We start from the raw sequence: 24,463 nt of genomic DNA, 5'->3' as shown, positions 1-24,463 counted from the left end.
ACTAGCCTGACGATAACCTACTTTCACACTGGTTGCAGCACTATCATCGGCGCAAAGTCGTTTCACGGTCCTGTTCGGGATGGGAAGGGGTGGTACCGACTTGCTATGGTCATCAGGCATGACTTGTACGGGTGCGTCGTGCTGTGCGCGACGCCACCCTGAATCTGGAAGAAGTATTTTCTGTAATCTGTGGTGTTGCCTGTATCAACAAACAGCCGAACCCTCGTCTTTGGCATGACTGCCAAGGTTATAGGGACAAGCCGTACGGGCAATTAGTACTGGTTAGCTTAATGCATTACTGCACTTCCACACCCAGCCTATCAACGTCCTGGTCTCGAACGACCCTTCAAGGAGCTCAAGGCTCCGGGAAATCTCATCTCAAGGCGAGTTTCCCGCTTAGATGCTTTCAGCGGTTATCTCTTCCGAACTTAGCTACCCGGCAATGCCACTGGCGTGACAACCGGTACACCAGAGGTTCGTCCACTCCGGTCCTCTCGTACTAGGAGCAGCCCCCTTCAAATTTCCAACGCCCACGGCAGATAGGGACCAAACTGTCTCACGACGTTTTAAACCCAGCTCACGTACCACTTTAAATGGCGAACAGCCATACCCTTGGGACCGGCTACAGCCCCAGGATGTGATGAGCCGACATCGAGGTGCCAAACTCCCCCGTCGATATGAACTCTTGGGAGGAATCAGCCTGTTATCCCCAGAGTACCTTTTATCCGTTGAGCGATGGCCCTTCCATACAGAACCACCGGATCACTATGTCCTACTTTCGTACCTGCTCGACTTGTCGGTCTCGCAGTTAAGCACGCTTATGCCATTGCACTATTAGCACGATGTCCGACCGTACCTAGCGTACCTTCGAACTCCTCCGTTACACTTTAGGAGGAGACCGCCCCAGTCAAACTGCCTACCATGCACTGTCCCCGACCCGGATCACGGGCCAAGGTTAGAACCTCAAACAAACCAGGGTGGTATTTCAAGGATGGCTCCACGAGAACTGGCGTCCCCGCTTCAAAGCCTCCCACCTATCCTACACAGATTGGTTCAAAGTCCAATGCAAAGCTACAGTAAAGGTTCATGGGGTCTTTCCGTCTAGCCGCGGGTAGATTGCATCATCACAAACATTTCAACTTCGCTGAGTCTCGGGAGGAGACAGTGTGGCCATCGTTACGCCATTCGTGCAGGTCGGAACTTACCCGACAAGGAATTTCGCTACCTTAGGACCGTTATAGTTACGGCCGCCGTTTACTGGGACTTCAATCAAGAGCTTGCACCCCATCATTTAATCTTCCAGCACCGGGCAGGCGTCACACCCTATACGTCCACTTTCGTGTTTGCAGAGTGCTGTGTTTTTATTAAACAGTCGCAGCCACCAGTTTATTGCAACCCTTTCACCCTTCTGCAGCAAAGCAGTCAAGTTACCGGGGCGTACCTTTTCCCGAAGTTACGGTACCAATTTGCCGAGTTCCTTCTCCCGAGTTCTCTCAAGCGCCTTAGAATACTCATCTCGCCCACCTGTGTCGGTTTGCGGTACGGTCTCGTATGACTGAAGCTTAGAGGCTTTTCTTGGAACCACTTCCGATTGCTTCGTAGCACATGGCTACACGTCCCAGTCCCTTGAATCCTGCGCCCGGATTTGCCTAAGCGCCTTCTATGAACCAGAAACCAGCTATTCCAACAGCTGGACAACCTTCCGCGATCCGTCCCCCCATCGCATCATACGACGGTGCAGGAATATTAACCTGCTTCCCATCAGCTACGCATCTCTGCCTCGCCTTAGGGGCCGACTCACCCTGCTCCGATGAACGTTGAACAGGAAACCTTGGGCTTACGGCGTGCGGGCTTTTCACCCGCATTATCGCTACTCATGTCAGCATTCGCACTTCCGATACCTCCAGCATCCTTTACAAGACACCTTCTCAGGCTTACGGAACGCTCTCCTACCATATCCAATAAAGGATATCCGCAGCTTCGGTGACTGGCTTAGCCCCGTTACATCTTCCGCGCAGGACGACTCGATCAGTGAGCTATTACGCTTTCTTTAAATGATGGCTGCTTCTAAGCCAACATCCTGACTGTTTTAGCCTTCCCACTTCGTTTTCCACTTAGCCAATCTTTGGGACCTTAGCTGGCGGTCTGGGTTGTTTCCCTCTTGACGCCGGACGTTAGCACCCGACGTCTGTCTCCCAAGCTCGCACTCATCGGTATTCGGAGTTTGCAATGGTTTGGTAAGTCGCAATGACCCCCTAGCCATAACAGTGCTCTACCCCCGATGGTGATACTTGAGGCACTACCTAAATAGTTTTCGGAGAGAACCAGCTATTTCCAGGTTTGTTTAGCCTTTCACCCCTACCCACAGCTCATCCCCTAATTTTTCAACATTAGTGGGTTCGGACCTCCAGGGCGTGTTACCGCACCTTCATCCTGGCCATGGGTAGATCACCTGGTTTCGGGTCTACACCCAGCGACTGTCGCCCTGTTCGGACTCGATTTCTCTACGGCTCCCCTATCCGGTTAACCTCGCCACTGAATGTAAGTCGCTGACCCATTATACAAAAGGTACGCCGTCACCCCACGAAGAGGCTCCGACTGTTTGTATGCACACGGTTTCAGGATCTATTTCACTCCCCTCCCGGGGTTCTTTTCGCCTTTCCCTCACGGTACTGGTTCACTATCGGTCGATTACGAGTATTTAGCCTTGGAGGATGGTCCCCCCATCTTCAGACAGGATTTCTCGTGTCCCGCCCTACTTGTCGTACGCTTAGTATCACCGTTCGGATTTCATGTACGGGGCTATCACCCGCTATGGCCGGAGTTTCCAATCCGTTCCACTATCCGATCGACTATCACGTACAAGGCTCATCCCATTTCGCTCGCCACTACTTTGGGAATCTCGGTTGATTTCTTTTCCTGCAGCTACTTAGATGTTTCAGTTCGCCGCGTTCGCTTCGTACACCTATGTATTCAGTGTACGATGACCCAAAGGGCCGGGTTTCCCCATTCGGAAATCTGCGGATCAAAGCTCGTTTGCTAGCTCCCCGCAGCTTATCGCAAGCTACTACGTCCTTCATCGCCTGTAATCGCCAAGGCATCCACCATGTGCACTTATTCACTTGTCCCTATAACGTTGGCCCCTGCATGAGTATCAGGGATCGTCATAATTACAAGAGTTCAGCTTACTTTGTTTGTTGATACATACAGATTACTACCCTAAGTGTCCAACCTACCTTTCGGTACATTGAACGCTTAAAGAAAACTTTACTTCTTCCAGATTGTTAAAGAACGAAAAAACAGTGATCTCGAAAAGACCAAACCTAAACGTATGCTGTCGCATCGCTTACGTTTGAACTTTTGGTGGAGGATGACGGGATCGAACCGACGACCCCCTGCTTGCAAAGCAGGTGCTCTCCCAGCTGAGCTAATCCCCCGGAATTCATTCACAAAAAAGTACAAACCTACTTTTTTGTGGATCCAGATAAAAATCCCTGGCAAAGCCAGATGATTTTTATAGGCAACTGCGTTGACTGGTAGGGCTGGTTGGACTCGAACCAACGACCCCCGCGTTATCAACACGGTGCTCTAACCAGCTGAGCTACAGCCCCGAAACACTGTTCTTTACTGTTCAACAGCCGATAAGCGTGGACGCTTGATGACAGAGCTTTCGCCCCGGTGCTACTCTAGAAAGGAGGTGATCCAGCCGCACCTTCCGATACGGCTACCTTGTTACGACTTCACCCCAGTCACGAATCCTACCGTGGTAAGCGCCCCCCTTGCGGTTAAGCTACCTACTTCTGGTAAAACCCGCTCCCATGGTGTGACGGGCGGTGTGTACAAGACCCGGGAACGTATTCACCGCGGCATGCTGATCCGCGATTACTAGCGATTCCAACTTCACGCAGTCGAGTTGCAGACTGCGATCCGGACTACGATACACTTTCTGGGATTAGCTCCCCCTCGCGGGTTGGCGGCCCTCTGTATGTACCATTGTATGACGTGTGAAGCCCTACCCATAAGGGCCATGAGGACTTGACGTCATCCCCACCTTCCTCCGGTTTGTCACCGGCAGTCTCATTAGAGTGCCCTTTCGTAGCAACTAATGACAAGGGTTGCGCTCGTTGCGGGACTTAACCCAACATCTCACGACACGAGCTGACGACAGCCATGCAGCACCTGTGTTCAGGCTCCCTTTCGGGCACTCCTCAATCTCTCGAGGATTCCTGACATGTCAAGGGTAGGTAAGGTTTTTCGCGTTGCATCGAATTAATCCACATCATCCACCGCTTGTGCGGGTCCCCGTCAATTCCTTTGAGTTTTAATCTTGCGACCGTACTCCCCAGGCGGTCTACTTCACGCGTTAGCTGCGTTACCAAGTTAATTAAAACCCGACAACTAGTAGACATCGTTTAGGGCGTGGACTACCAGGGTATCTAATCCTGTTTGCTCCCCACGCTTTCGTGCATGAGCGTCAGTCTTGACCCAGGGGGCTGCCTTCGCCATCGGTGTTCCTCCACATCTCTACGCATTTCACTGCTACACGTGGAATTCTACCCCCCTCTGCCAGACTCCAGCCTTGCAGTCTCCAACGCAATTCCCAGGTTGAGCCCGGGGATTTCACGTCAGACTTACAAAACCGCCTGCGCACGCTTTACGCCCAGTAATTCCGATTAACGCTCGCACCCTACGTATTACCGCGGCTGCTGGCACGTAGTTAGCCGGTGCTTATTCTTCAGGTACCGTCATTAGCCGGGGATATTAGCCCCAACCGTTTCTTCCCTGACAAAAGAGCTTTACAACCCGAAGGCCTTCTTCACTCACGCGGCATTGCTGGATCAGGCTTGCGCCCATTGTCCAAAATTCCCCACTGCTGCCTCCCGTAGGAGTCTGGGCCGTGTCTCAGTCCCAGTGTGGCTGGTCGTCCTCTCAGACCAGCTACTGATCGTCGCCTTGGTAGGCCTTTACCCTACCAACTAGCTAATCAGATATCGGCCGCTCCAGGAGCATGAGGTCCTTGCGAATCCCCCACTTTCATCCATAGATCGTATGCGGTATTAGCGTAACTTTCGCTACGTTATCCCCCACTCTTGGGTACGTTCCGATATATTACTCACCCGTTCGCCACTCGCCGCCAGGTTGCCCCGCGCTGCCGTTCGACTTGCATGTGTAAAGCATGCCGCCAGCGTTCAATCTGAGCCAGGATCAAACTCTTCAGTTCAATCTCTGTTTGTTGGCATTACTGCCACCCTTGGGTTACCAAGGGGTCGCTCACTCAAAATACTGACCGTCACTCATTGCTGAGCAACGTATTTCTTTTTCGTGAACATTTGATAATTTAAGTAATCGACAGCGCTTTCGCAGCTGCCGGCACCTTCATCAAACGCCCACACTTATCGACTGTTTATTGTTAAAGAACTCGTATTCGGACCTGCCTTGCTGCATTCTGCGAATCGTTTTGTTCGTCAGCAGCAGAGAAGTGAGATTATGCAGTGTTTCTTTTGCTTCGTCAACCTCTCTTTTTTCTTCAGCGCCAGCGGCCTTGTCAAAAAAGCCAGCTCAACCTCTTGATTCGGTTCAGCTTTTTACTACGCTGCAGAAGCAGGATGCGAACTATAGCAAATGGATGAGCACCTGCGCAAGAGGCCGTTGCGCAAATGCGATCGCCATATCGCCGGTCCACATCACGCCATTTTTGCCGCTCACGTCCCCGGCTCGATCGCATCCGGATCGATGTCGCTGGCGCCCTTGGCCAGGTTCGCCGCAAGGTCGCGCAGGGCGGTGCGCACGCCCTCTTCCACCACCGGGTGATAGAAGGGCATGTCCAGCATCTGCTCGACCGTCATGCGCGCCTGCACGGCCCAGGCCAGCAGGTGGCCCAGGTGCTCGCCGCGCGGCGCGATCATCTCGGCGCCCAGGAAACGGCCGCTGCCGTACTCGCCGTACACACGCAACATCCCCTTGTTCTGCAACATCACCCGGCTGCGGCCCTGATTCTCGAACGACACCTGCCCGACCGCGAATTTGAGGCGCCCCGGTTCGCACAGCGTCTTGTAACTGGCGCCGAGCGTGACGATGTTCGGTTCCGTGAAGGCGGCGGTCAGGGGCGCGCGGCGCAGGCCGGCGCGGATGTCCGGATAGCGGCCGGCATTGTCGCCGGCGATCTTGCCGTGGTCCGCCGCTTCCGGCAGCACCGGGCGTTCGCTGTTGGCGTCGCCGGCGATGAAGATATGGCTGGTCCCGCACTGCATGGTGCGGCTGTCGAACAGCGGCACGCCGTTGGTGCCCAGTTCCAGGCCGCTGTGCTCGATACCGATGGCGGTCACGTTGGGCGTGCGTCCGGCCGCCTGCAGCACGTACTGGAAGCGCGCGCGTTTCTCTTCGCCGCCCTCGCGCGTGGTCAGCAGCACCTCGTCGCCATCCTGTTCGGCCCCCACGATCTCGGCCTGGAAGTGGATGTCCAGCTCCTCGCTCATCACGCGCGCCGCATTGCGCAGCACCACCGGGTCGGTCAGTTGGGCCACGCTGCCGCCGCGCGCGTACACACTCACGCGCACGCCCAGGCGCGCCAGGGCCTGGCCCAGCTCCAGGCCGATCACGCCGGTGCCGATCACGGCCACCGAGCGCGGCAGGTCCTGCCAATCAAACACGTCATCGCTGATGATCACGCCGGGGCCGACATCCTGCAACTTCGGCAGCCGGGTCGGCGTGGAGCCGGTGGCGATCACCACGCGCGCCGCCTCAAGGTCGACGTCCTGGCCATCCGCGCCATCCACGACCAGCGTGTGCGGCCCCGTAAAGCGCGCATGGCCGCGCAGCTTGTCCCCAGCGGGAATGCTGTCGACGCCTTCCAGCACGAAACCGACGAAGCGGTCGCGCTCGCGCCGTACGCGTTCCATCACCGCCACGCCATCGATGCGCTTTTCGCCGGCATGCACGCCGAAGCCGGGCGCCGCATCCAGCATGTGCGCCGCCTCGGCCGCCGCGATCAACAGCTTGCTCGGCATGCAACCCACGCGCGCGCAGGTGGTGCCGTAGGGGCCGCCCTCGATCAGCACGGCGTGCGCGCCATGCGCCCTGGCCGTGCGATAGGCCACCAGGCCCGCGGTGCCGGCGCCGATCACGGCGACATCGACCTTCAGTTTCTGCATCTCTTCCTCCACTGGTTCGCGTACGTGACGATACGCGATTTTCACGAAGCCGGCGGCGGCGCCATGCGCCATCGCGGCTATTCGAACTGGATCTGGAAATCGTACGAGGTTTTGACCACCATGGCGGCCGGCATGCCGGCCGGCTGCGGATAGCGGCGCAGGGCGCGGTCGGCCACCTCGCCGAGTTCCTTTTCGAAGCCGTCCGCCGACCTGCTGCCGCGCTCGCGCGCCGCGTCGCCGTTGACCAGGCCGAGCAAGAGGTACTCCTGCACGCCGCCGCGCTGCATCTCGATACGCGGTACCGCGGGCAGGAAACGGATGCCCACATGGCCGCCGACGCCTTCGACGAAGGCCTGGGCCGGATAGCGGGCCTCGGCCGCCAGGGTCGACATCACGCCGGTCACGTAATTGCACATGGCCAGCCGCGCTTGCGGCCAGGTCTGCAGCTCGGCTGCGAAGCGGTCGATATCGTCGGCCGCGGCGCGACCGACCGCGCACTCCGGCAACCAGTCGCGGCCGCGACCGCGAACAGCCCACCACAGGGCTGCGGCCACGTCGGCGCCGTTTTCGGGGGCCGCGTAGCCTGCGGCCAGGCGGTCCGCCCCTTCCCGCAGGCCGCCTTCCCACGCCTGGATATAGAACGGGATGGCGCGCTCCCAGTCGCGCTTCACGCACACGCCATTCTCGTACATGCTCCCCGCCAGCATGTTCGCCTCGGGGAAGCCTTTTTTCAGGCTGGTCTTGAGGTCGTCGATCGCGCCGGCGCAATCCTTCAAGCGGATGCGCCCCTTGATCGCGCTCACCGCTTTCTCGCCGTAATGCGACGGGGCGTCGGCGCCGGCCGCGCCCGCGGGCAAGCCCAGGGACAGCAAAATCAAGGCTGCCGGGATGGCGGCCAGCGCAGCAAATCGTCGGATGCGTGGAACGGGCATGGCGTCTTTCAAGCGAAGGATGATCAGATGTCGAGCGGATCGACTTCGAGCGACCATCTTACCCGGCTCTTCAGTGCGCGCAAGGCATCGACCCACTGCACCAGGAAGGCTTGCAGCGCCGGGCGCGACCCCGACTCCACCAGCAACTGGGCGCGCTCGACGTTGTGTACGCGCGTCATGGTCATCGGGATCGGATCGTTGATGACGATGGCGTCCGCCGCCACGCTGTCGCGCGCCGCTTCGAGGAAGGCGATGGCGACCGCCAGCTCCGGCGCCTCGGCGCGCAATAAAGCCTGGTACATGTAGGGCGGCAGCGCGGCCTGGCGGCGCTCTTCCAGCAAATCGCCGGCAAAGCGGTCGTAGTCGTGGCGCATCACCGCGCCATACAACGGGTGGGTGCAGTAGCGCGACTGGATCAGCACTTCGGATTCGAGGCCGGCGCGCCCTGCCCGTCCCGCCACCTGCATCAATTGCGCGAACAGGCGCTCGCTGGCGCGGTAATCCTGGGAAAACAGCGCGGTGTCCGGATTCAGGATGCCGACCAGGCTGAGTTTCTTGAAGTCGTGGCCCTTGGCGACCATCTGCGTGCCGATCAGGATATCCACCTCTCCGCGGTGCACGCTGTCGAACGCGGCCTGGGCGCTGCCCTTCAGGCGCGTCGAATCGGCGTCGATGCGCAGGATGCGCGCCTGCGGGAACAGCGCCTGTAAACCCTCCTCGATGCGCTGGGTGCCGCGTCCCAGCGGCTGCAGGTCGATATTGCCGCAGGTCGGGCAGGCGTGCGGGATGCGCAGCTCCAGCGAGCAGTGGTGGCAGCGCAGGCGGCGTTCCGGCTTGTGCAGCACCATGAAGGACGTGCAGCGGGTGCAGTTGCTGATCCAGCCGCAGGCGTCGCAGCACAGCACCGGCGCATAGCCGCGCCGGTTCAGGAACAGCAGCGACTGTTCGCCGCGCTCCAGCCGCTGGCGCAGCGCCTGCATCAACGTCGCCGTCAAGCCCTCCCTGGGTTTGTCGCGCTCCATGTCGACCAGGCGCACGCGCGGCAGCACGGCGTCGCGCACGGCGCGCTCGCGCAGTTCCAGCTTGCGGTACCTGCCGGTCTGGGCATGGTGCCAGCTCTCCAGCGAGGGCGTGGCCGAACCCAGCACGATCGGAATGCCGAGCTGGTGGGCACGCCATACCGCCAGGTCGCGCGCCGAATAGCGCAAACCTTCCTGCTGCTTGTACGAGGGGTCGTGTTCCTCGTCGATGACGATCAGTTTGAGGTTCGGCAGCGAGGCCAGGATCGCCAGCCGGGTGCCGAGCACGATGCGCGCGCGGCCCTGGTGCGCCGCCAGCCAGTGCAGCATGCGCTCGCCCTCGGACAGGCTGCTGTGCAGCGTGGCCAGCATCACGCCCGGAAAGCGGGCGCGGATGTTGGCTTCCAGCTGCGGCGTCAGGTTGATTTCCGGGACCAGCACCAGGATCTGCGCATCGGCATCGCGCGCCAGCACCTGGGCGCAGGCCTGCAGGTACACCTCGGTCTTGCCGCTGCCGGTGACGCCGTACAGCAGCAGCGGCGTAAAACCCTGGGCGCCGCCGATGACATCGGCAGCCTGGCGCTGGGCGGAATTCAATGCCGGCATGCCGGCCGGCGCGGCGTCGTGCGCCGCATCCAGCCTGGCCAGCTTCTTGAGGGCACGATCCAGCGCCACGGTGGACGGCACGCGCAGGTTTTTCGGCAGTCCCGGCAAGGCCACCTCGCCCAGCGGACGGTGGTAATAACCGGCGGCGAAGCGCGCCAGCCGGATCCAGCGCTCGGACAAGGGCGCCAGCTGGCTGCGCACGGCCAGCGCATCTTTCAGCTTGTCGGCCGGGACGTCGGTCTCGTGCTTGACGGCGACGATCAGGCCGACCGCTTCGCGGCGGCCGAAGCTGACCAGCGCCAGCTGCCCGACCAGGGGTTCGGCGCCAGGCTCGCACGGCCAGCGGTAGTCGAACACGCTGTCGAGCGGGGTATCCAGGGCGATTTGTAAGATGCAATGGGCCAAGCGAAAAACCTGAAAGGTGCCTGTGGAAAACTGTGGAAAACTTTGTGGAAAATGGAAAGCTTGACCGGGACAAAGGTTTACGTTAAATCAAAGCCATTAGCACTTTTCTAATTTCAACAAATATTTTAGCTATTAAATTCAATCACTTAACTACAGCCACTTGAACAGGATGAAAAAACCGCTCGCTCGCTTGCTTCTGTGTATAACTGGGCATTGCCACTGAAAAACTAGCACGCAATGCAGCAAAATCCTGATGCAACACTTGAAGAAATGACGTAAACCCCGGTAAACCAAGCACTTTTCGGGATTATTCACAGAAGCTGTGCATAACTTTGTGAACAAGGCTCTGGACAAACCGTCGAAAGTGCGTATTACCAGACTGAAGTGAGCCGGACGGGACCGCCCCGGATTCCACATAAGTTATTAAAATCAGTTACTTATAATGGATTTACACAGCTTTTTCATTTTTACCTCGCTCAGCATGGCATACCGGGATTTTGTGAATAAGTGTGATGTTCCGGCTTTTTGCGGACACTCTCCGGCATTGCATGTCGGAGAGCAAGTTCGTCAAGCGACGCGCTGGCGGCGGCTGAATTCGTGCACGGCATCCACCATCGCCGTCACGGATTCCGGCGGCGTGAATTGCGAAATGCCATGGCCCAGGTTAAACACGTGGCCGTGGCCGTCCGAGGGCGCGCCGTAGCTGGTCAAGGCCTTTTCGACTTCGCTGCGCACTTGAGCCGGGGAAGCAAAGAGCACGGCCGGGTCGAGGTTGCCCTGCAGGGCGACGCGGTCGCCGACCAGCGCACGCGCACGGCCCAGGTTGACGGTCCAGTCCAGGCCGAGCGCATCGGCGCCGATATCCGCCATCTGGTCCAGCCACAGGCCGCCGCCCTTGGTGAACACGATCGCCGGGATGCGCACGCCATCCTTTTCGCGCTGCAGCTGCGCCACCACCTGGCGCATGTAGTGCAGCGAAAACGCTTGGTAGGCGCCATCGGCCAGCGCCCCGCCCCACGAGTCGAACAGCATCACGGCCTGGGCGCCGGCATCGATCTGGGCATTCAGGTACTGGGCCACGGCCTGCGCATTGATCTCCAGGATGCGGTGCATCAGGTCCGGACGCGCATACAGCATCTTCTTGATGGTGTGGAACTCCTTGGAGCCGCCGCCCTCGACCATGTAGCAGGCCAGCGTCCACGGGCTGCCGGAAAAGCCGATCAGCGGCACGCGGCCGTTCAGCGCGGTACGGATGCTGGTCACCGCCCGGAACACGTAGTCGAGCGAGGCCATGTCCGGCACCCGCAGCGCCGCCACGTCGGCCTCGGTGCGTACGGTGCGCTCGAACTTCGGCCCTTCTCCCTCCTCGAAATACAGGCCCAGGCCCATCGCGTCCGGCACCGTCAGGATGTCGGAAAACAGGATCGATGCGTCCAGCGGATAGCGGTCGATCGGCTGCAGCGTGACTTCGGTGGCGAAGTCCGGGTTCTTGGCCAGGCCCAGGAAGGAACCGGCGCGTGAGCGGGTGGCGCGGTATTCCGGCAGGTAGCGCCCCGCCTGGCGCATCAGCCACACCGGGGTGTAGTCGGTCGGCTGGCGCAGCAGCGCACGCAGGAAGGTGTCGTTCTGGAGCGGGGAGAATTGTGGCATGGCAACCTGGCTGAAAAATCGGGGTAAACGGGTATTATCGCATTCCCGGCGGGCCAGCACCGCCCGGCTGAGCTGCAGCGCGGCGTGCCGCCGGTGCGGCGGCGCCAGGCGGCGCTCAGCGGCGCACGCTCTTATAATGCGCTTTCCCCATCGCCAGGACCGATCATGCCCGACATCTCCAAACAGGCCGCTCCCTGCGGCGCCTGGACTTCCCCGATCAGCGCCGCCGTGGTCGCGGCCGGCGCCACGCCCTTGTCGCAACTGCTGCTCGACGGCGCCGACGTCTACTGGCTGGCGGGCCGCGCCAGCGAAGGCGGCCGCAACACGCTGCTGCGCCGGCGCGCCGGACAGACGATGGAATTGACGCCGGCGCCGTTCAACGTGCGCACCCGCGTGCACGAATACGGCGGCGGTGCGCTGCTGGCGGCGGGCGGCACGGTATGGTTCTCGCATTTTGCCGACAACCGCGTCTACCGCATCGACGGCGATGGCGCGCCGGTGGCCCTGGACGGCGCCGCCGCTGCTGCTGCGGGGCCCGCCGCCACGCGTCATGCCGACTTCGTGCTGGATGCCGCGCGCGCCCGCCTGGTCTCGGTGCGCGAAGACCATGCCGCCGGTGGCGCGTATCCGGTCAACACACTGTGCGCGCTCGGCTTCGACGGCAGCGAGGCCGTGCTGGTCGAAGGCAACGATTTTTATTCGTCGCCGCGCCTGTCGCCGGACGGCTCGCAACTGGCCTGGCTGTGCTGGGACCACCCGCGCATGCCCTGGCAGGGCACCGAGCTGTGGCTGGCCGACGTCGGCGCCGACGGCACCCTGATCAATGGCCGCCTGGTCGCCGGCGGAGCGGACGAATCGATCTGTCAGCCGGAATGGTCGCCCGCGGGTATCCTGCACTTCGTCTCCGACCGCAGCGGCTGGTGGAACATTTATCGTTTCGCGCACGGCGTGACCCATGCGGTGTGCGAGCGCGCCGCCGAATTCGCCGGCCCGCACTGGACCTTCGGCAATGCGATGTACGGCTTCCGCTCCGAGCGGGAAATCGTCTGCACCTATATCGAGGATGGCGTCAGCCATCTGGCGCGCCTGGACACGGCCAGCGGCGCCTTGACCCCGATCGACAATCCATACCAGGAAATCAAGGAATTGCGCGTCGTGGGCGATACCCTGGCGCTGCTGGCCGGCGCACCCACCATCGCGCTGGAACTGGCCTGCATCGACTTGCGCGACGCCAGCCGCGAGGTGCTGGCGCGCTCGATCGAGGATCTGCCCGACGTCGGCTATTTGTCGGTGCCGCGCAGCGTCAGCTACCCGAGTGCGGACGGCCGCGTGGCGCACGCCTTTTATTATGCGCCGCAGAATCGCGACCAGGAGGCGCCCAAGGGCGAGCTGCCGCCGCTGATGGTGATCGGCCACGGCGGCCCCACCAGCATGGCCACCAGCACCCTCAAATTGGCGACCCAGTTCTGGACCAGCCGCGGCATCGCCGTGCTGGACGTGAACTACGGCGGCAGCACCGGCTTCGGGCGCGCCTACCGCGACCTGCTGCGCGGCCAGTGGGGCGTGGTCGACGTCGAGGATTGCGTGGCCGGGGCGCGTTATCTGGCGGACCAGGGCCTGGTCGACCGCGAGCGCCTGGTGATCCGCGGCGGCAGCGCCGGCGGCCTGACCACCCTGTGCGCACTGGCCTTCCACGACGTCTTCAAGGCCGGCGCCAGCTACTACGGCGTGTCCGACCTGGCCGGCCTGGACGCCGACTCGCACAAGTTCGAGTCGCGCTACAACGAATACCTGATCGCACCCAAGCCGCAGGCCGCCGCCGTCTATGCCGCCCGCTCGCCGGTCAACCACGCCGATAAACTGGCGCGCCCGATGATCTTCTTCCAGGGCCTGGACGACAAGGTGGTGCCGCCGCCGCAGTCGGAAGTCATGGTCGACGCGTTGCGCGTGCGCGGGGTGCCGGTGGCCTACCTGACGCTGGCCGGAGAGGGGCACGGCTTCCGCAAGGCCGACAGCATCGTGCGCACGCTGGAAGCGGAACTGGTGTTTTATCTGCGCGTATTCGGCATTCCGGTGCCGGCCGGGTTGCCGCCGGTCGAGATCGAACATCTCGCCGGATGACCGGCGCTGTCGATGGCGTCATGCATGCGGCGCACGAGCCCGCGCACGTCCTGCGCGCACGCTTCGAGGCATGCGACACGGGCGCCCGCCTGATCCTGGCGCTGCTGGCGCTGGCCGGCGAACCGATGGGCCGGCGCCGCATCCACGAACACCTGTCTCCGCTGGCGGCCGAGGATGGCGCCGTCCTGCTGGAAGACGACCTGCTGGAACCGCTGGAAGGCTTGCGCGCCGCCGGCCTGGCCGGAGAATTGCCGTCGCGCGGCTACGTGGTCGCGCCGGAAGTGTCCTGGCCGGCAATCGACTGGGCGCTGCGCGAACGCCGTTTCAAGGCCCTGTGCGAGGTTTATCAGCGGGTGATGCCGCTGCGGGTCGACTGGGACGGTACGCCGATGCTGCGCAGCTATCGCCAGGGCGTGGCGCTGCTGCGCATGGCGCTGCTGGCCGGCGAAGGCCCGAAGGCGGTGGCGCCGCTGCTGGCGGCCTGCCTGCGCTGCCACGAAGCCGCCCACCTGCACCCGCTGGTGGAGATCTGCCTGCGCCCGTTCGCGCCGGACCTGATGGAACGCATCGGCGGCCTGCTGCGCGACGACGTGCTGGCGGTGCTGGTCGACCACGTCCAGCGCGAGCCTAGCGCCGCGCCGCCAGTGCGCGCCTATACCGACGAGTACGTCGCGCAAGGCCATGCGTCGATGGCGCTGCGCACGGCGCTGGCCGAACACTGGATCCTGTGCGGGCGGCTGGATGCGGCCGAGGCGCTGCTGCACGACCTCGACGAATCCACCGAACTGTTCCTGCGCAGCGTGCTGCAACTGCTGCGCGAGGAATTCGATGCCGCCCTGGCCGGCTTCGACAAGGCGTTAAAAGCCCTGCGGCGCGAGACCGGCAAGCGCAAGGCGGTGTTCGCGGGCATCGGCGGGCACCTGTACGTGGCGGCCCTGCTGAGGAGCGGCGCTCCCAAGCACCAGAAGGCGGCGGAAAGCTACCTGGACGCCGCCACCCGCGCGGTGCAGCGCCACGACAGCGCCGTGTATCAGCAATTGTCGATGCTGCGCCAGATCCGCGGCGGCACCGTAGACGCCGAGGTGCTCCCCTCGCGCAACTGGGAAAGCACGCCGCAGCCGGTGATGTTCCGCGCCCTGCTGCACTGGTGGCTCGGCCTGCCGCAACTGGCCGAGCGGCGCGCCCTGCTGGAGCAGCAGTTCGCGGCGGCGCAGGCTGCCGGCTTCGACTTCATCGCGGCCCAGATCGGCGGGGTTCTGGGCGGGCTCGGCATGGTCGGCAGCGAGCGCCAGGCGATCGCGCTGCGCCAGCAGCACCGCTTGACCGACATGACGCTGTGGTTCGCGCGCGAGGAACCGTGGGAACGCCAGTTGAACGCGCTGATCAACCTGCAGCCGGCGGTCAATGTCGAGGTGGTCAAGGAATCGCGCCTGGCCTGGCTGCTTGGCTGGGACGAGCACCTGGGCGTGCGCGCGCTCGAGCCGCGCGAGCAGAAGCGCGACGCGCAAGGCGGATGGAGCCGCGGACGGGCGATCGGCCTGAAACGCCTGGCCGAGGAAGCCGCCGAACTGGATTTCCTCACCGCCCAGGACATCCAGGCGGCCGGCGCGATCGGCGCCTTCCGCTACTACAGCGGCACCGGCACGCGCTACGAATTCGACCTGGACAAGGCGGTGGCGGCGCTGGCCGGCCATCCGTTGCTGTTCTGGATGGATGCTCCCGGCACGCGCATCGAACTGCTGCCGGGCGAGCCGCAACTGATGGTGCGCGCCGGCGGCGGCCTGGTCACGCTCACGCTGGTGCCGCCCTTGCGCGAGCAGCAGGGCGATGTCGTGGTCACGCGCGAGACCGCGACGCGCCTGCGCATCGTGCGCGTCCGTGACGAGCACCGCCGCATCGGCGCCATCGTCGGCGACGGCTTGACCGTGCCGCTGCAGGCCGAGCGGCGCGTGCTGCAGGCGATCAGCGCCATCTCGACCATCGTCACCGTGCAGTCGGACATCGGCGCCAGCCCCGGCGACATCGAGCAGGTGGCGGCCGACGCGCGCCTGCACCTGCACCTGCTGCCGTATCAACAGGGGCTGCGCATCCGCATCCTGGTGCGTCCGCTGCCTGACGCCGGCCCCTACCTGCGTCCCGGCGACGGGGGCGAGAGCGTGATCGCCGACGTGCTCGGCGTGCGCACCGAGGCGCGCCGCGACCTGAACGCCGAGCGCGAGGCCGAGCGCCAGCTGCTGGCCGATTGCCGCGCACTGGAAGCGGCCGAGCACGAGCCGGAGCACGGCGAATGGCTGCTGGGCGCGCCGATCCTGTGCCTGGAACTGCTGGCCGAGCTGCAGGAACTGGCCCCGGGCCGGATCGTGGTGGCCTGGCCCGAGGGCGAACCGTTCCGCATCGCGAACAAGGCGGCGTCGAAGTCGGTGCGCTTGACGATCCGCCGCGACCAGGACTGGTTCGCCGCCAACGGCGAGATCCAGGTCGACGAGGGCCGCGTGATGGACTTGCGCGAGCTGCTGTCGCGCCTGCGCGAAGACCGTTTCGTCGCGCTCGGCGACAACCAGTTCCTGGCGCTGACGCACGAACTGCACCGGCGCCTGCTGGACTTGCGCGCCTATACCGATGCGGATGAAGAAGCGTTACATGTGCATCCGCTGGCCAGCTTCGCGCTGGAAGAACTGGCCCAGGACGCTGGCGGGGTCGAGGCCGATGCCGCCTGGCGCGCGCACCTGGAGCAGATGCGCGCCAGCGCCGATTACCGTCCCCAACTGCCGTCCACACTGCAGGCCGAGCTGCGCGACTACCAGCGCGACGGCTTCGAATGGCTGGCGCGACTGGCGCACTGGGGCGTGGGCGCCTGCCTGGCCGACGACATGGGCCTTGGTAAAACGCTGCAGGCGCTGGCGCTGGTGTTGTCGCGTGCGCCGGACGGGCCGACGCTGGTGGTGGCGCCGACCTCGGTGGCCACCAACTGGATGTCGGAAGCGGCGCGCTTTGCGCCGACGCTGAACGTCAAGTTGTTCGGGCCCGGGGACCGCGCCGCCATGCTGCGTGGCGCCGGCGCCTTCGACGTGATCGTGGCCAGCTACGGCCTGCTGCAACTGGAGGCGGCGGCGTTCGCGGACCAACGCTGGCGCACCATCGTGCTGGACGAGGCGCAGGCGATCAAGAACGCCCACACGCGCCGTTCGCAGGCAGTGATGGCCTTGAAGGGGGATTTCCGCATGGTGGCCACCGGCACCCCGCTGGAAAACCACCTGGGAGAACTGTGGAACCTATTCCGCTTCATCAATCCGGGCCTGCTCGGCAGCGCCGACCAGTTCAACCTGCGCTTTGCCGGACCGATCGAGCGCGCCCAGGACAAACGGGCGGAGAGCGCGGCGCGCGCGCGCCTGCGGCGCCTGACGCAGCCGTTCATCCTGCGCCGCACCAAGGCGCAGGTATTGTCCGAGCTGCCGCCGCGCACCGAGATCGTGCTGCCGGTGGAACTCAGCGTTGAAGAGACCGCACTGTACGAATCGCTGCGGCGCGAGGCACTGGAGCGCATCGCCACGCTGGAAGCGCCGCAACACCAGAAGCAGATCCAGATCCTGGCCGAGATGATGAAGCTGCGCCGCGCCTGCTGCAATCCGCAGCTGGTGGCGCCGGACAGCGGCATCGCCAGCAGCAAGCTGGAAACCTTCGCGCGCCTGGCCGACGAGCTGCTGGAAAACCGCCACAAGGCGCTGGTGTTCAGCCAGTTCGTCGACCATTTGAGCCTGATCCGCAAGCACCTGGATGCGCGCGGCATCCGCTACCAGTACCTGGACGGCTCGACGCCGATGCACGAGCGCCAGCGCCGCGTGGACGCCTTCCAGGCCGGCGACGGCGATTTGTTCCTGATTTCGCTGAAGGCGGGCGGGGTCGGCATCAACCTCACCGCGGCCGACTACGTGATCCACATGGACCCGTGGTGGAACCCGGCGGTCGAGGACCAGGCCTCGGACCGCGCCCACCGCATGGGCCAGCAGCGTCCGGTGACCATCTATCGGCTGGTGGCGCGCCACACGATCGAGGAAGGCATCGTCGAGCTGCACCGCCACAAGCGCGACCTGGCCGACAGCCTGCTGGAAGGATCGGACCTGGCGGCGCGCCTGGCCCCCGACGACATGCTGGCCATGCTGCGCGAGGGATTGAAGTGACGTATTGTTTCAAGGTTTTGCAAGCCCGCTGAATGGTGCTAACCTGACGCCCCGCCGCGACCCCATCCGTCGCGCGCACCATCTGGCCCTTTATTTTACGTAGGCAGACAGATCCCATGATGAAATCCAAACTCGCGCTTGCCGTCCTGCTGACCAGCGTCGCGCTGGCGCCGGCCGGCGCGCGCACCAGCAAGGTGGCGAAGTCGAAGCACGCCAGCAGCGCCAAGGCCAAGCCGTCCACGCACGCCAAGGCGGCGCCGGTGAAGAAGGCGGCCGCCGCTGCGGCCACCGCAGCCGCCACGGCGGCAGCACCGGCCGCGGCGCCCGTCTCGGCGCAAAGCCGCAACGACCGCTACATGGACACGCTGTCGATGCAATTCCTGACCGCCCTGTGGCGCATCGACCCGGAAGACGGCATCTACGTCGGCAAGTTCGACGCCGCCGCCAAACTGACCATTCCCGACGTGCCGACGCGCGCCAAGGAACTCGCCTTCATCGACGAGTGGCTCGACAAATTCCGCAAGCTGGATGCCGGCCGCCTGTCGCCCAACCAGCGCACCGACCTGGCGCTGTTGATCAACAAGCTGCAGGCCGACCGCTGGCGCCTGACCACGCTGCGCGAATTTCAATGGAACCCGGCCCAGTACAACGTGGCGCAGGCCTTCGACCTGATCCTGAACACCGACTACGCGGCCAGGCCGCAGCGCCTGCGCACCATCCTCAAGCGCCTGGCCGACGTGCCGGCCTATTACCAGGCGGCGCGCGCTTCGCTGGTGAACCCGACCCACGAGCACACGCAGCTGGCCATTTCTCAGGCGCCGGGCACGCTGGTGGTGCTGGCCGACCTCGGCAAGGCGGCCCAGGAATCGCAGCTGACGGCGCAGGAAAAAACCATCTTCGCCCAGCGCATCGCGAATGCCGGCAGCGCGGTGCTGGCCTGGGTCGATTCCCTGACCGACCTGGACAAATCGCCGGCGCAGGCGCAGCGCGCCCGTTCGTTCCGCCTCGGCAAGGATCTGTACGAGCAGAAGTTCGCCTTCGAGATCCAGTCGGCGAATACGGGCGAGCAGACCTACCGCAAGGCCCTGGCCGCGCGCGAAGAACTGCTCACGCGCATGGACGGCCTCGCCGACGGGTTGTGGGACAAGACCATGGGGAATGTCGCCAAGCCGCAGGACCGCTACCGCAAGATCGGCATGGTGATCGACAAGCTGTCGCTGCAGCACACCACGCGCGAGAATTTCCTGCCCGAGATCCGGCGCCAGATCCCGCAATTGCAGGATTGGGTGATCAAGAACAACCTGGTCAGCATCGACCCCAGCAAACCGCTGGTGGTGCGCGAGACCCCGCTGTACCAGCGCGGCGTGGCCGGCGCCAGCATCGACGCGCCCGGTCCCTACCGGCCCAAGGACAAGACCTACTACAACGTCACCCCGCTGGACGGCCTGACGCCGGCGCAGGCCGAGAGCAGCCTGCGCGAGTACAACAACTGGATGCTGCAGATCCTGAACATCCACGAGGCGATTCCCGGCCATTACACCCAGCTGATGAACGCCAACCGCTCGCCGTCGCTGGTGAAATCGCTGTTCGGCAACGGCGCCATGGTCGAGGGCTGGGCCGTGTACGGCGAGCGCATGATGCTGGACTCGGGCTACGGCGACAACGCCCCCGAGCTGTGGCTGATGTGGTGCAAGTGGAACCTGCGCAGCGTGTCGAACACCATCCTCGACTACGGCGTGCACGTGCAGGGCATGACGCGCGAGCAGGCGATCGACCTGCTGGTACGCCAGGCTTTCCAGACGCGCCAGGAAGCCGAGGAAAAATGGCGCCGCGCCCAGTTGTCGTCGGTGCAGCTGACCAGTTATTTCAGCGGCTACAGCGACATCATGGAACTGCGCGAGCGCCGCAAGCAGCAGCTGGGCGAGCGTTTCGACCTGAAGGCGTTCCACGACCAGTTCCTCGGCTACGGCAATGCGCCGGTGCGGGTGATCGGGCAATTGATGCAGTGACAGTAGGCCGCGCAGGCGCATTGCTGTCCAAGACAATATTGCTGGCCTAAAAACCGTCGTCCCCGCGAAGGCGGGGACCCATGCTCAATGTCCGAAGCTGGTATTTTTGAAGATTCGAGTTGCTTCTGAAGCATCGAATTCTGTTGCTCAGTATGGGGTAAAGAATGCCAGTGGCATTCTTTACCCTTCGCGGGGACGACGTGTCATGGGCCAAGGCAGAGGTAGCGACTACCCTCGCATCCCCAACCACATAAGCCGTGCAAATCCGCACACCGTGCGTGCCTGGGCACGGACTTGCGTACCCGCCCCACTCTCCTAAAATGAAATACGGCAATTGGCTGTGCCGTCAATCAACAATACAGGAGACACCCATGCGTCAGTTTCTCTCCGGATCGCTTGCGTTAGCGCTGGCGCTCGGTACCGCCAATCCCGTCCAGGCCCAGGTCGCCGCCGGTCCCGGCGCCTGGAGCGCCAGCCAGACCTGGGCGGCGGACACCGTCAATGGCGGCAGCCTCACCGGCTACTTCTATTGGCCGGCCACGAAGCCGGCCCTGAACGGCAAGCGCGCGCTGGTGCTGGTGCTGCACGGCTGCGCCCAGACCGCGGCCGGCGACGTGATCGACAGCAGCGCCGACAAGGGTTTTAATTGGAAGACGATGGCGGACCAGTACGGCGCCGTGATCCTGGCGCCGAACGCCACCGGCAACGTCTACGGCAACCATTGCTGGGACTACGCCAGCACCGGCCACAACCGCAGCAGCGGCCACGACGGCGTGTTGCTCGAGCTGGTGAAACGCTTCAGCGGCGATGCCCGCTACGCGATCGATCCGAACCAGGTCTATGTCGCCGGCCTGTCGTCGGGCGGCGGCGAGACCATGGCGCTCGGCTGCCTGGCGCCGGACATCTTTGCCGGCGTCGGCATCAATGCCGGCCCGCCGCCGGGCACCACCACGGCCCAGATCAGCTACGTGCCGTCCGGGTTTACGGCGAATACCGCCGCGGAGCGCTGCAAGGCATGGTCGGGCGCCAGCACGGCAGCGTTCGCCACGCAGGTCGCCAGCGTGATCTGGGGCACCGGCGACTACACGGTGTCGCAGCAATACGGTCCGATGGATGCGCAAGCCATGCGCCTGGTCTACGGCGGCAGCTTTACGCAGGGCTCGGCCATCGCCCTGGCCGGCGGCGGCAACGGCATCCCGTACAGCGACAGCCGCGGCAGGCTGCGCACGGTGGAGATCACGGTGAACGGCATGGGCCACGCCTGGCCAGCCGGCACGGGCGGCCAGAACACCAATTTCGTCGACGCCGCCCACGTCAACTATCCGGCCTTCCTGATGGATTTCTGGACCAGGAACAACCTGCGGGTGGCGCGCGCCGATGCGCCGGTCGTCAGCGCCTGCAACGCGAGCGCGTCGGGCAACAGCGTCACCGTGTCCGCCACCGGCACCGACAGCGCCGGCGCCATCTCCAGCTGGCGCGTGCTGCTCGACGGACCGACGCCGGTCAGCGACGCCGCCGCCGGCAGCGGCGCCAGCTTCAGCAAGACCTACGCCAACCTGGCCGACGGCTACTACAGCGGCAGCGTGACGGCGACCGACAACGGCACCGGCTTGAGCTCGAACGCCTGCGCGATCGGCCGCTTCCTGGTGGGATCGGCGCCGGCGCTGCAGCCGCCGACCGGCCTGGCGGTGTCCGCCAGCGGCGCCGACAGCATCACGCTGACCTGGAACGCGGCCGCCGGCGCCACGGGCTACAACGTGTACCGCAACGGCACGCGCGTCAATGCAAGTACCTTGACCGGCACCGGCTACACCGACGGCGGCCTGGCCGCGGCCACCACGTATTCGTACCAGGTGTCGGCGCTGGCGGGCGGCGCGGAGAGCGCCCTGTCCGGTGTGGTCATGGGAAGCACGAAAGCGGCCTGGACCTGCAGCACGACCCGGTCCAGCAACTACGCCCATGTGCAGGCCGGGCGCGCGCACGACAGCGGCGGTTATGCGCTGGCCAACGGCTCGAACCAGAACATGGGTCTGGACAACACCTTCTATACGAGCACGCTGGCCCAGACGGCGCCGGGTTACTACGTGGTCGGCAATTGTCCGTGAATCCGTGCGTGAATCTGTCTGTGAAGGCGGCCGGGCGCCGCTTCACGCATGTTCTTCGGGCGCCTGGGTCACGCGCACGAACACCGGCGCCAGCAGCAGGCCGAGTTCGAACAGCAGGCACATCGGCACGGCCAGCGCCAGCTGGCTGACCACGTCCGGCGGGGTGACGACGGCGGCGATGACGAAGGCGCCGACCACTGCGTACGGGCGGATCGAGCGCAGCTTTTCCACGGTGACGAAACCCATGCGCACCAGAATGACGACGATCACCGGCACCTCGAAGGTGGCGCCGAAGGCCAGGCACATCGACATCACGAAATCGAGGTAGTTCTCGATGTCCGGCATCACCGCGATCGAATTCGGCGCGAACGCGGCAATGAAGTGGAATACGCGTCCGAACACAAAGAAATAGCAGAACGCCACGCCGGCGATGAACAGCAGGGACGAGGAAATCACCAGCGGCAGCACCAGGCGCTTTTCGTGCGCATACAGGCCGGGCGCGATGAAGGCCCAGACCTGGTAGAACACCCAGGGCAGCGCGATGATCAGCGCCAGCACCAGGGTCACCTTCATCGGCACCAGGAAGGGCGCGGCGACGCCGGTGGCGATCATCTTGGCGCCGGGCGGCAGCGAGGCCAGCATCGGCGCGGCCAGGAAGTCGTACACCTGCGCCGGGCCGGGCCACAGCAACAGCAGTCCGCAGGCGATAGCGACGCCGATCGATGCCTTGACCAGGCGGTCGCGCAACTCGACCAGGTGGGAAATAAAGGTTTCTTCGCCCGCGGCTTCTTGAGTCATCTAGAGAGGGAGGTTGGATCCAGGCCTGCGCCTAGAAAAACGAGGCGCCCGATTTGACGCCGGGACGGAATTTGCGCACGCGCGCAGCGCCGGACAACACGTGCTGGCGCGCCCCTTGCCGGTTCTTGTACCAGGCCGGCACGCTCGAGGTGCGCACCAGCTTCTTGCGCCGGAACTCGCGCGCCTTGCGTTCGATGTCGTCGTGGGTGAGCGGTTCCAGCGCCGGCGCCGGCTCCGTTGCCGGGGTATCGCCGCGCCAGGCAGACTCGACTTCGTCCATGTGCGAGGACACGGTCCCCTCGACGTCCGTCTTGAAGCCGTCGACGCTGGACTTGAAGCCCTGCGCGGCCGCCTGCGCCTCCTTGTGGATGTTGCGCAGCTCTTCCAGCTCGATCTCGCGCGAGACCTCCGACTTGACCTCGTGCAGGTAGCGCTGGGCACGGCCGTACAGGGTGCCGGCCATGCGCGCCACCTTCGGCAGTTTTTCGGGGCCGATGACGACCAGCGCCACTGCGCCGATCACGGCGAGCTTGGTAAGACCGAGATCGATCATGGAAGCGTCAGCCTGTGGTCAGCTCAGAAGCGGTTCTTCTCGCGCGTCTCGACATCGATGGTGCCCTTGTCGACCACCTGCTGCGGCGGCACCGGCGGCACCGACGTGGTCGTCGTCGGCGTGACCACGCGCTCGTCGTCGCCCTTGACGCCATCCTTGAAACCCTTGACGGCCTTGCCCAGGTCCGAGCCAGCATTCCTCAGCTTGCTCGTGCCAAACACCACCACCACCACGACCAGCACGATCAGCCAGTGCCAAATACTCAGCGAACCCATGTTTTCTCCTTGCCGGGCCGGTGCCCGATATGTGCGTGAAGCCCGTGCGCAGTATACGCCATGCCGGGCTGGAACGCTTCTTTCCTAATAGAGCGCCTAATAAAACCCTCATGGCTGCGTTGCATTCGTCTCGCCGTACTAGCGTACTGTCTTCGACGATGCGTCGGTGGGCCGCGCCCCTTGCCCTGAGGCTTTTCTTAGGCGCTCATACAAACCAGGATCAGGTACCCAAGCCGCGCCAAGGGCGCGCACCGCCGTACACGTGCAGGTGCAGGTGGTACACCTCCTGCCCGCCGTCCGGACCGCTGTTGATCAGGGTCTTGAAGCCCCCGCTGTGCTGGCCATCCGGCGCGGTCTTGACGGCGATGCCCTGCTCGGTCGCCAGTTGCGGCGCCAGCGCCAGCATCTTGCCCAGCAGTTCGGCATGCTCGCCGGTGCAATCCGACAGGGTTTCCAGGTGCTGCTTGGGAATCACCAGCAGGTGCACCGGCGCCGCCGGATTGATGTCCTTGAAGGCGAGCAGCTGGTCGTCCTCGTAGACGACGTCGGCCGGGATCTGCTTGGCGATGATCTTGCAAAAGGTGCAGTTGTACATGTTCTCTCCAAAGGGTAGATGGTGGCGCACGGACGCGCCGTCAAGACCGGCCGGGTCGGCGTCCGG

Annotated in this window: 12 protein-coding genes, 2 tRNA genes and 3 rRNA genes; 4 read left to right on the top strand and 13 right to left on the bottom strand. The window is 63.7% G+C overall.

Translation table 11 applies throughout. The features are described 5' to 3' along the window. Window positions 1-4: 4 nt before the first annotated feature. From rrf to hemE, 9 genes are all read right to left on the bottom strand, one after another. Window positions 5-117 (bottom strand): 5S ribosomal RNA (gene rrf / locus HH212_RS08940). Between the two features lie 134 nt (window positions 118-251). After that, window positions 252-3,128, bottom strand: a 23S ribosomal RNA gene (locus HH212_RS08935). Between the two features lie 233 nt (window positions 3,129-3,361). Further along, window positions 3,362-3,437: transfer RNA gene (locus HH212_RS08930), tRNA-Ala, on the bottom strand. Window positions 3,438-3,534: 97 nt separating this feature from the next. After that, a tRNA-Ile gene (locus HH212_RS08925) sits at window positions 3,535-3,611 on the bottom strand. Window positions 3,612-3,690: 79 nt separating this feature from the next. Then, window positions 3,691-5,221, bottom strand: a 16S ribosomal RNA gene (locus HH212_RS08920). Together the 16S, 23S and 5S rRNA genes with 2 tRNA genes alongside form the textbook arrangement of a ribosomal RNA operon. 481 nt (window positions 5,222-5,702) lie before the next feature. Continuing rightward, window positions 5,703-7,151 carry a dihydrolipoyl dehydrogenase gene (locus HH212_RS08915; protein WP_170202172.1) on the bottom strand — a complete coding sequence of 483 codons (1,449 nt, stop codon included), beginning with the start codon at window positions 7,149-7,151 and terminating at the stop codon, window positions 5,703-5,705. Between the two features lie 77 nt (window positions 7,152-7,228). After that, entirely contained in the window at window positions 7,229-8,083 is an 855-nt protein-coding gene (locus tag HH212_RS08910; RefSeq protein ID WP_170202171.1) for an SEL1-like repeat protein, read from the bottom strand. Between the two features lie 23 nt (window positions 8,084-8,106). Continuing rightward, window positions 8,107-10,113: a primosomal protein N' gene (locus HH212_RS08905; RefSeq protein ID WP_170202170.1), complete on the bottom strand. Its 2,007-nt coding sequence runs from the start codon at window positions 10,111-10,113 to the stop codon at window positions 8,107-8,109. A gap of 567 nt (window positions 10,114-10,680) precedes the next feature. Beyond that, window positions 10,681-11,763 carry a uroporphyrinogen decarboxylase gene (hemE, locus tag HH212_RS08900; RefSeq protein ID WP_170202169.1) on the bottom strand — a complete coding sequence of 361 codons (1,083 nt, stop codon included), beginning with the start codon at window positions 11,761-11,763 and terminating at the stop codon, window positions 10,681-10,683. Window positions 11,764-11,928: 165 nt separating this feature from the next. Here hemE and HH212_RS08895 point away from each other — a divergent pair, with 165 nt between their 5' ends. The 4 genes from HH212_RS08895 to HH212_RS08880 all read left to right on the top strand — a co-directional run bounded on the left by HH212_RS08895 (window position 11,929) and on the right by HH212_RS08880 (window position 22,176). Beyond that, a complete protein-coding gene (locus tag HH212_RS08895) occupies window positions 11,929-13,884 on the top strand; it encodes a dipeptidyl-peptidase 5 (protein ID WP_170202168.1) in 1,956 nt (651 codons plus the stop codon). A gap of 20 nt (window positions 13,885-13,904) precedes the next feature. Beyond that, window positions 13,905-18,062, top strand: coding sequence for a DEAD/DEAH box helicase (locus HH212_RS08890; RefSeq protein ID WP_170202167.1), 4,158 nt, complete (start codon window positions 13,905-13,907; stop codon window positions 18,060-18,062). A 116-nt stretch (window positions 18,063-18,178) separates the two neighbouring features. After that, entirely contained in the window at window positions 18,179-20,071 is a 1,893-nt protein-coding gene (locus HH212_RS08885; protein WP_170202166.1) for a DUF885 domain-containing protein, read from the top strand. A gap of 371 nt (window positions 20,072-20,442) precedes the next feature. Continuing rightward, the gene (locus HH212_RS08880; protein ID WP_170202165.1) at window positions 20,443-22,176 is read left to right on the top strand and encodes an extracellular catalytic domain type 1 short-chain-length polyhydroxyalkanoate depolymerase; all 1,734 of its coding nucleotides are present in this window, start codon (window positions 20,443-20,445) and stop codon (window positions 22,174-22,176) included. A 42-nt stretch (window positions 22,177-22,218) separates the two neighbouring features. Here HH212_RS08880 and tatC read toward each other — a convergent pair whose 3' ends face one another. The 4 genes from tatC to HH212_RS08860 form a co-directional block, all read right to left on the bottom strand. Further along, window positions 22,219-22,974, bottom strand: coding sequence for a twin-arginine translocase subunit TatC (tatC, locus tag HH212_RS08875; RefSeq protein WP_170202164.1), 756 nt, complete (start codon window positions 22,972-22,974; stop codon window positions 22,219-22,221). Between the two features lie 31 nt (window positions 22,975-23,005). Continuing rightward, window positions 23,006-23,527: a Sec-independent protein translocase protein TatB gene (gene tatB / locus HH212_RS08870; protein WP_170202163.1), complete on the bottom strand. Its 522-nt coding sequence runs from the start codon at window positions 23,525-23,527 to the stop codon at window positions 23,006-23,008. A 23-nt stretch (window positions 23,528-23,550) separates the two neighbouring features. After that, a complete protein-coding gene (gene tatA, locus HH212_RS08865; RefSeq protein ID WP_170202162.1) occupies window positions 23,551-23,802 on the bottom strand; it encodes a Sec-independent protein translocase subunit TatA in 252 nt (83 codons plus the stop codon). A 220-nt stretch (window positions 23,803-24,022) separates the two neighbouring features. Beyond that, window positions 24,023-24,397: a histidine triad nucleotide-binding protein gene (locus HH212_RS08860; protein WP_170202161.1), complete on the bottom strand. Its 375-nt coding sequence runs from the start codon at window positions 24,395-24,397 to the stop codon at window positions 24,023-24,025. Between the last annotated feature and the right edge of the window lie 66 nt (window positions 24,398-24,463).

The sequence above is a fragment of the Massilia forsythiae genome, assembly GCF_012849555.1.
In the GTDB taxonomy this organism is placed as follows: domain Bacteria; phylum Pseudomonadota; class Gammaproteobacteria; order Burkholderiales; family Burkholderiaceae_D; genus Telluria; species Telluria forsythiae.
Note: the sequence above shows the minus strand (reverse complement) of the source record. Positions and strands in the feature narration are given on the sequence as shown.

Coding starts and splice junctions, on each gene's coding strand:
- HH212_RS08915 (WP_170202172.1), bottom strand. CDS start 7,151: ATGCAGAAACTGAAGGTCGATGTCGCCGTGATCGGCGCCGGCACCGCG.
- HH212_RS08910 (WP_170202171.1), bottom strand. CDS start 8,083: ATGCCCGTTCCACGCATCCGACGATTTGCTGCGCTGGCCGCCATCCCG.
- hemE (WP_170202169.1), bottom strand. CDS start 11,763: ATGCCACAATTCTCCCCGCTCCAGAACGACACCTTCCTGCGTGCGCTG.
- HH212_RS08895 (WP_170202168.1), top strand. CDS start 11,929: ATGCCCGACATCTCCAAACAGGCCGCTCCCTGCGGCGCCTGGACTTCC.
- HH212_RS08890 (WP_170202167.1), top strand. CDS start 13,905: ATGCATGCGGCGCACGAGCCCGCGCACGTCCTGCGCGCACGCTTCGAG.
- HH212_RS08885 (WP_170202166.1), top strand. CDS start 18,179: ATGATGAAATCCAAACTCGCGCTTGCCGTCCTGCTGACCAGCGTCGCG.
- HH212_RS08880 (WP_170202165.1), top strand. CDS start 20,443: ATGCGTCAGTTTCTCTCCGGATCGCTTGCGTTAGCGCTGGCGCTCGGT.
- tatC (WP_170202164.1), bottom strand. CDS start 22,974: ATGACTCAAGAAGCCGCGGGCGAAGAAACCTTTATTTCCCACCTGGTC.
- tatB (WP_170202163.1), bottom strand. CDS start 23,527: ATGATCGATCTCGGTCTTACCAAGCTCGCCGTGATCGGCGCAGTGGCG.
- tatA (WP_170202162.1), bottom strand. CDS start 23,802: ATGGGTTCGCTGAGTATTTGGCACTGGCTGATCGTGCTGGTCGTGGTG.
- HH212_RS08860 (WP_170202161.1), bottom strand. CDS start 24,397: ATGTACAACTGCACCTTTTGCAAGATCATCGCCAAGCAGATCCCGGCC.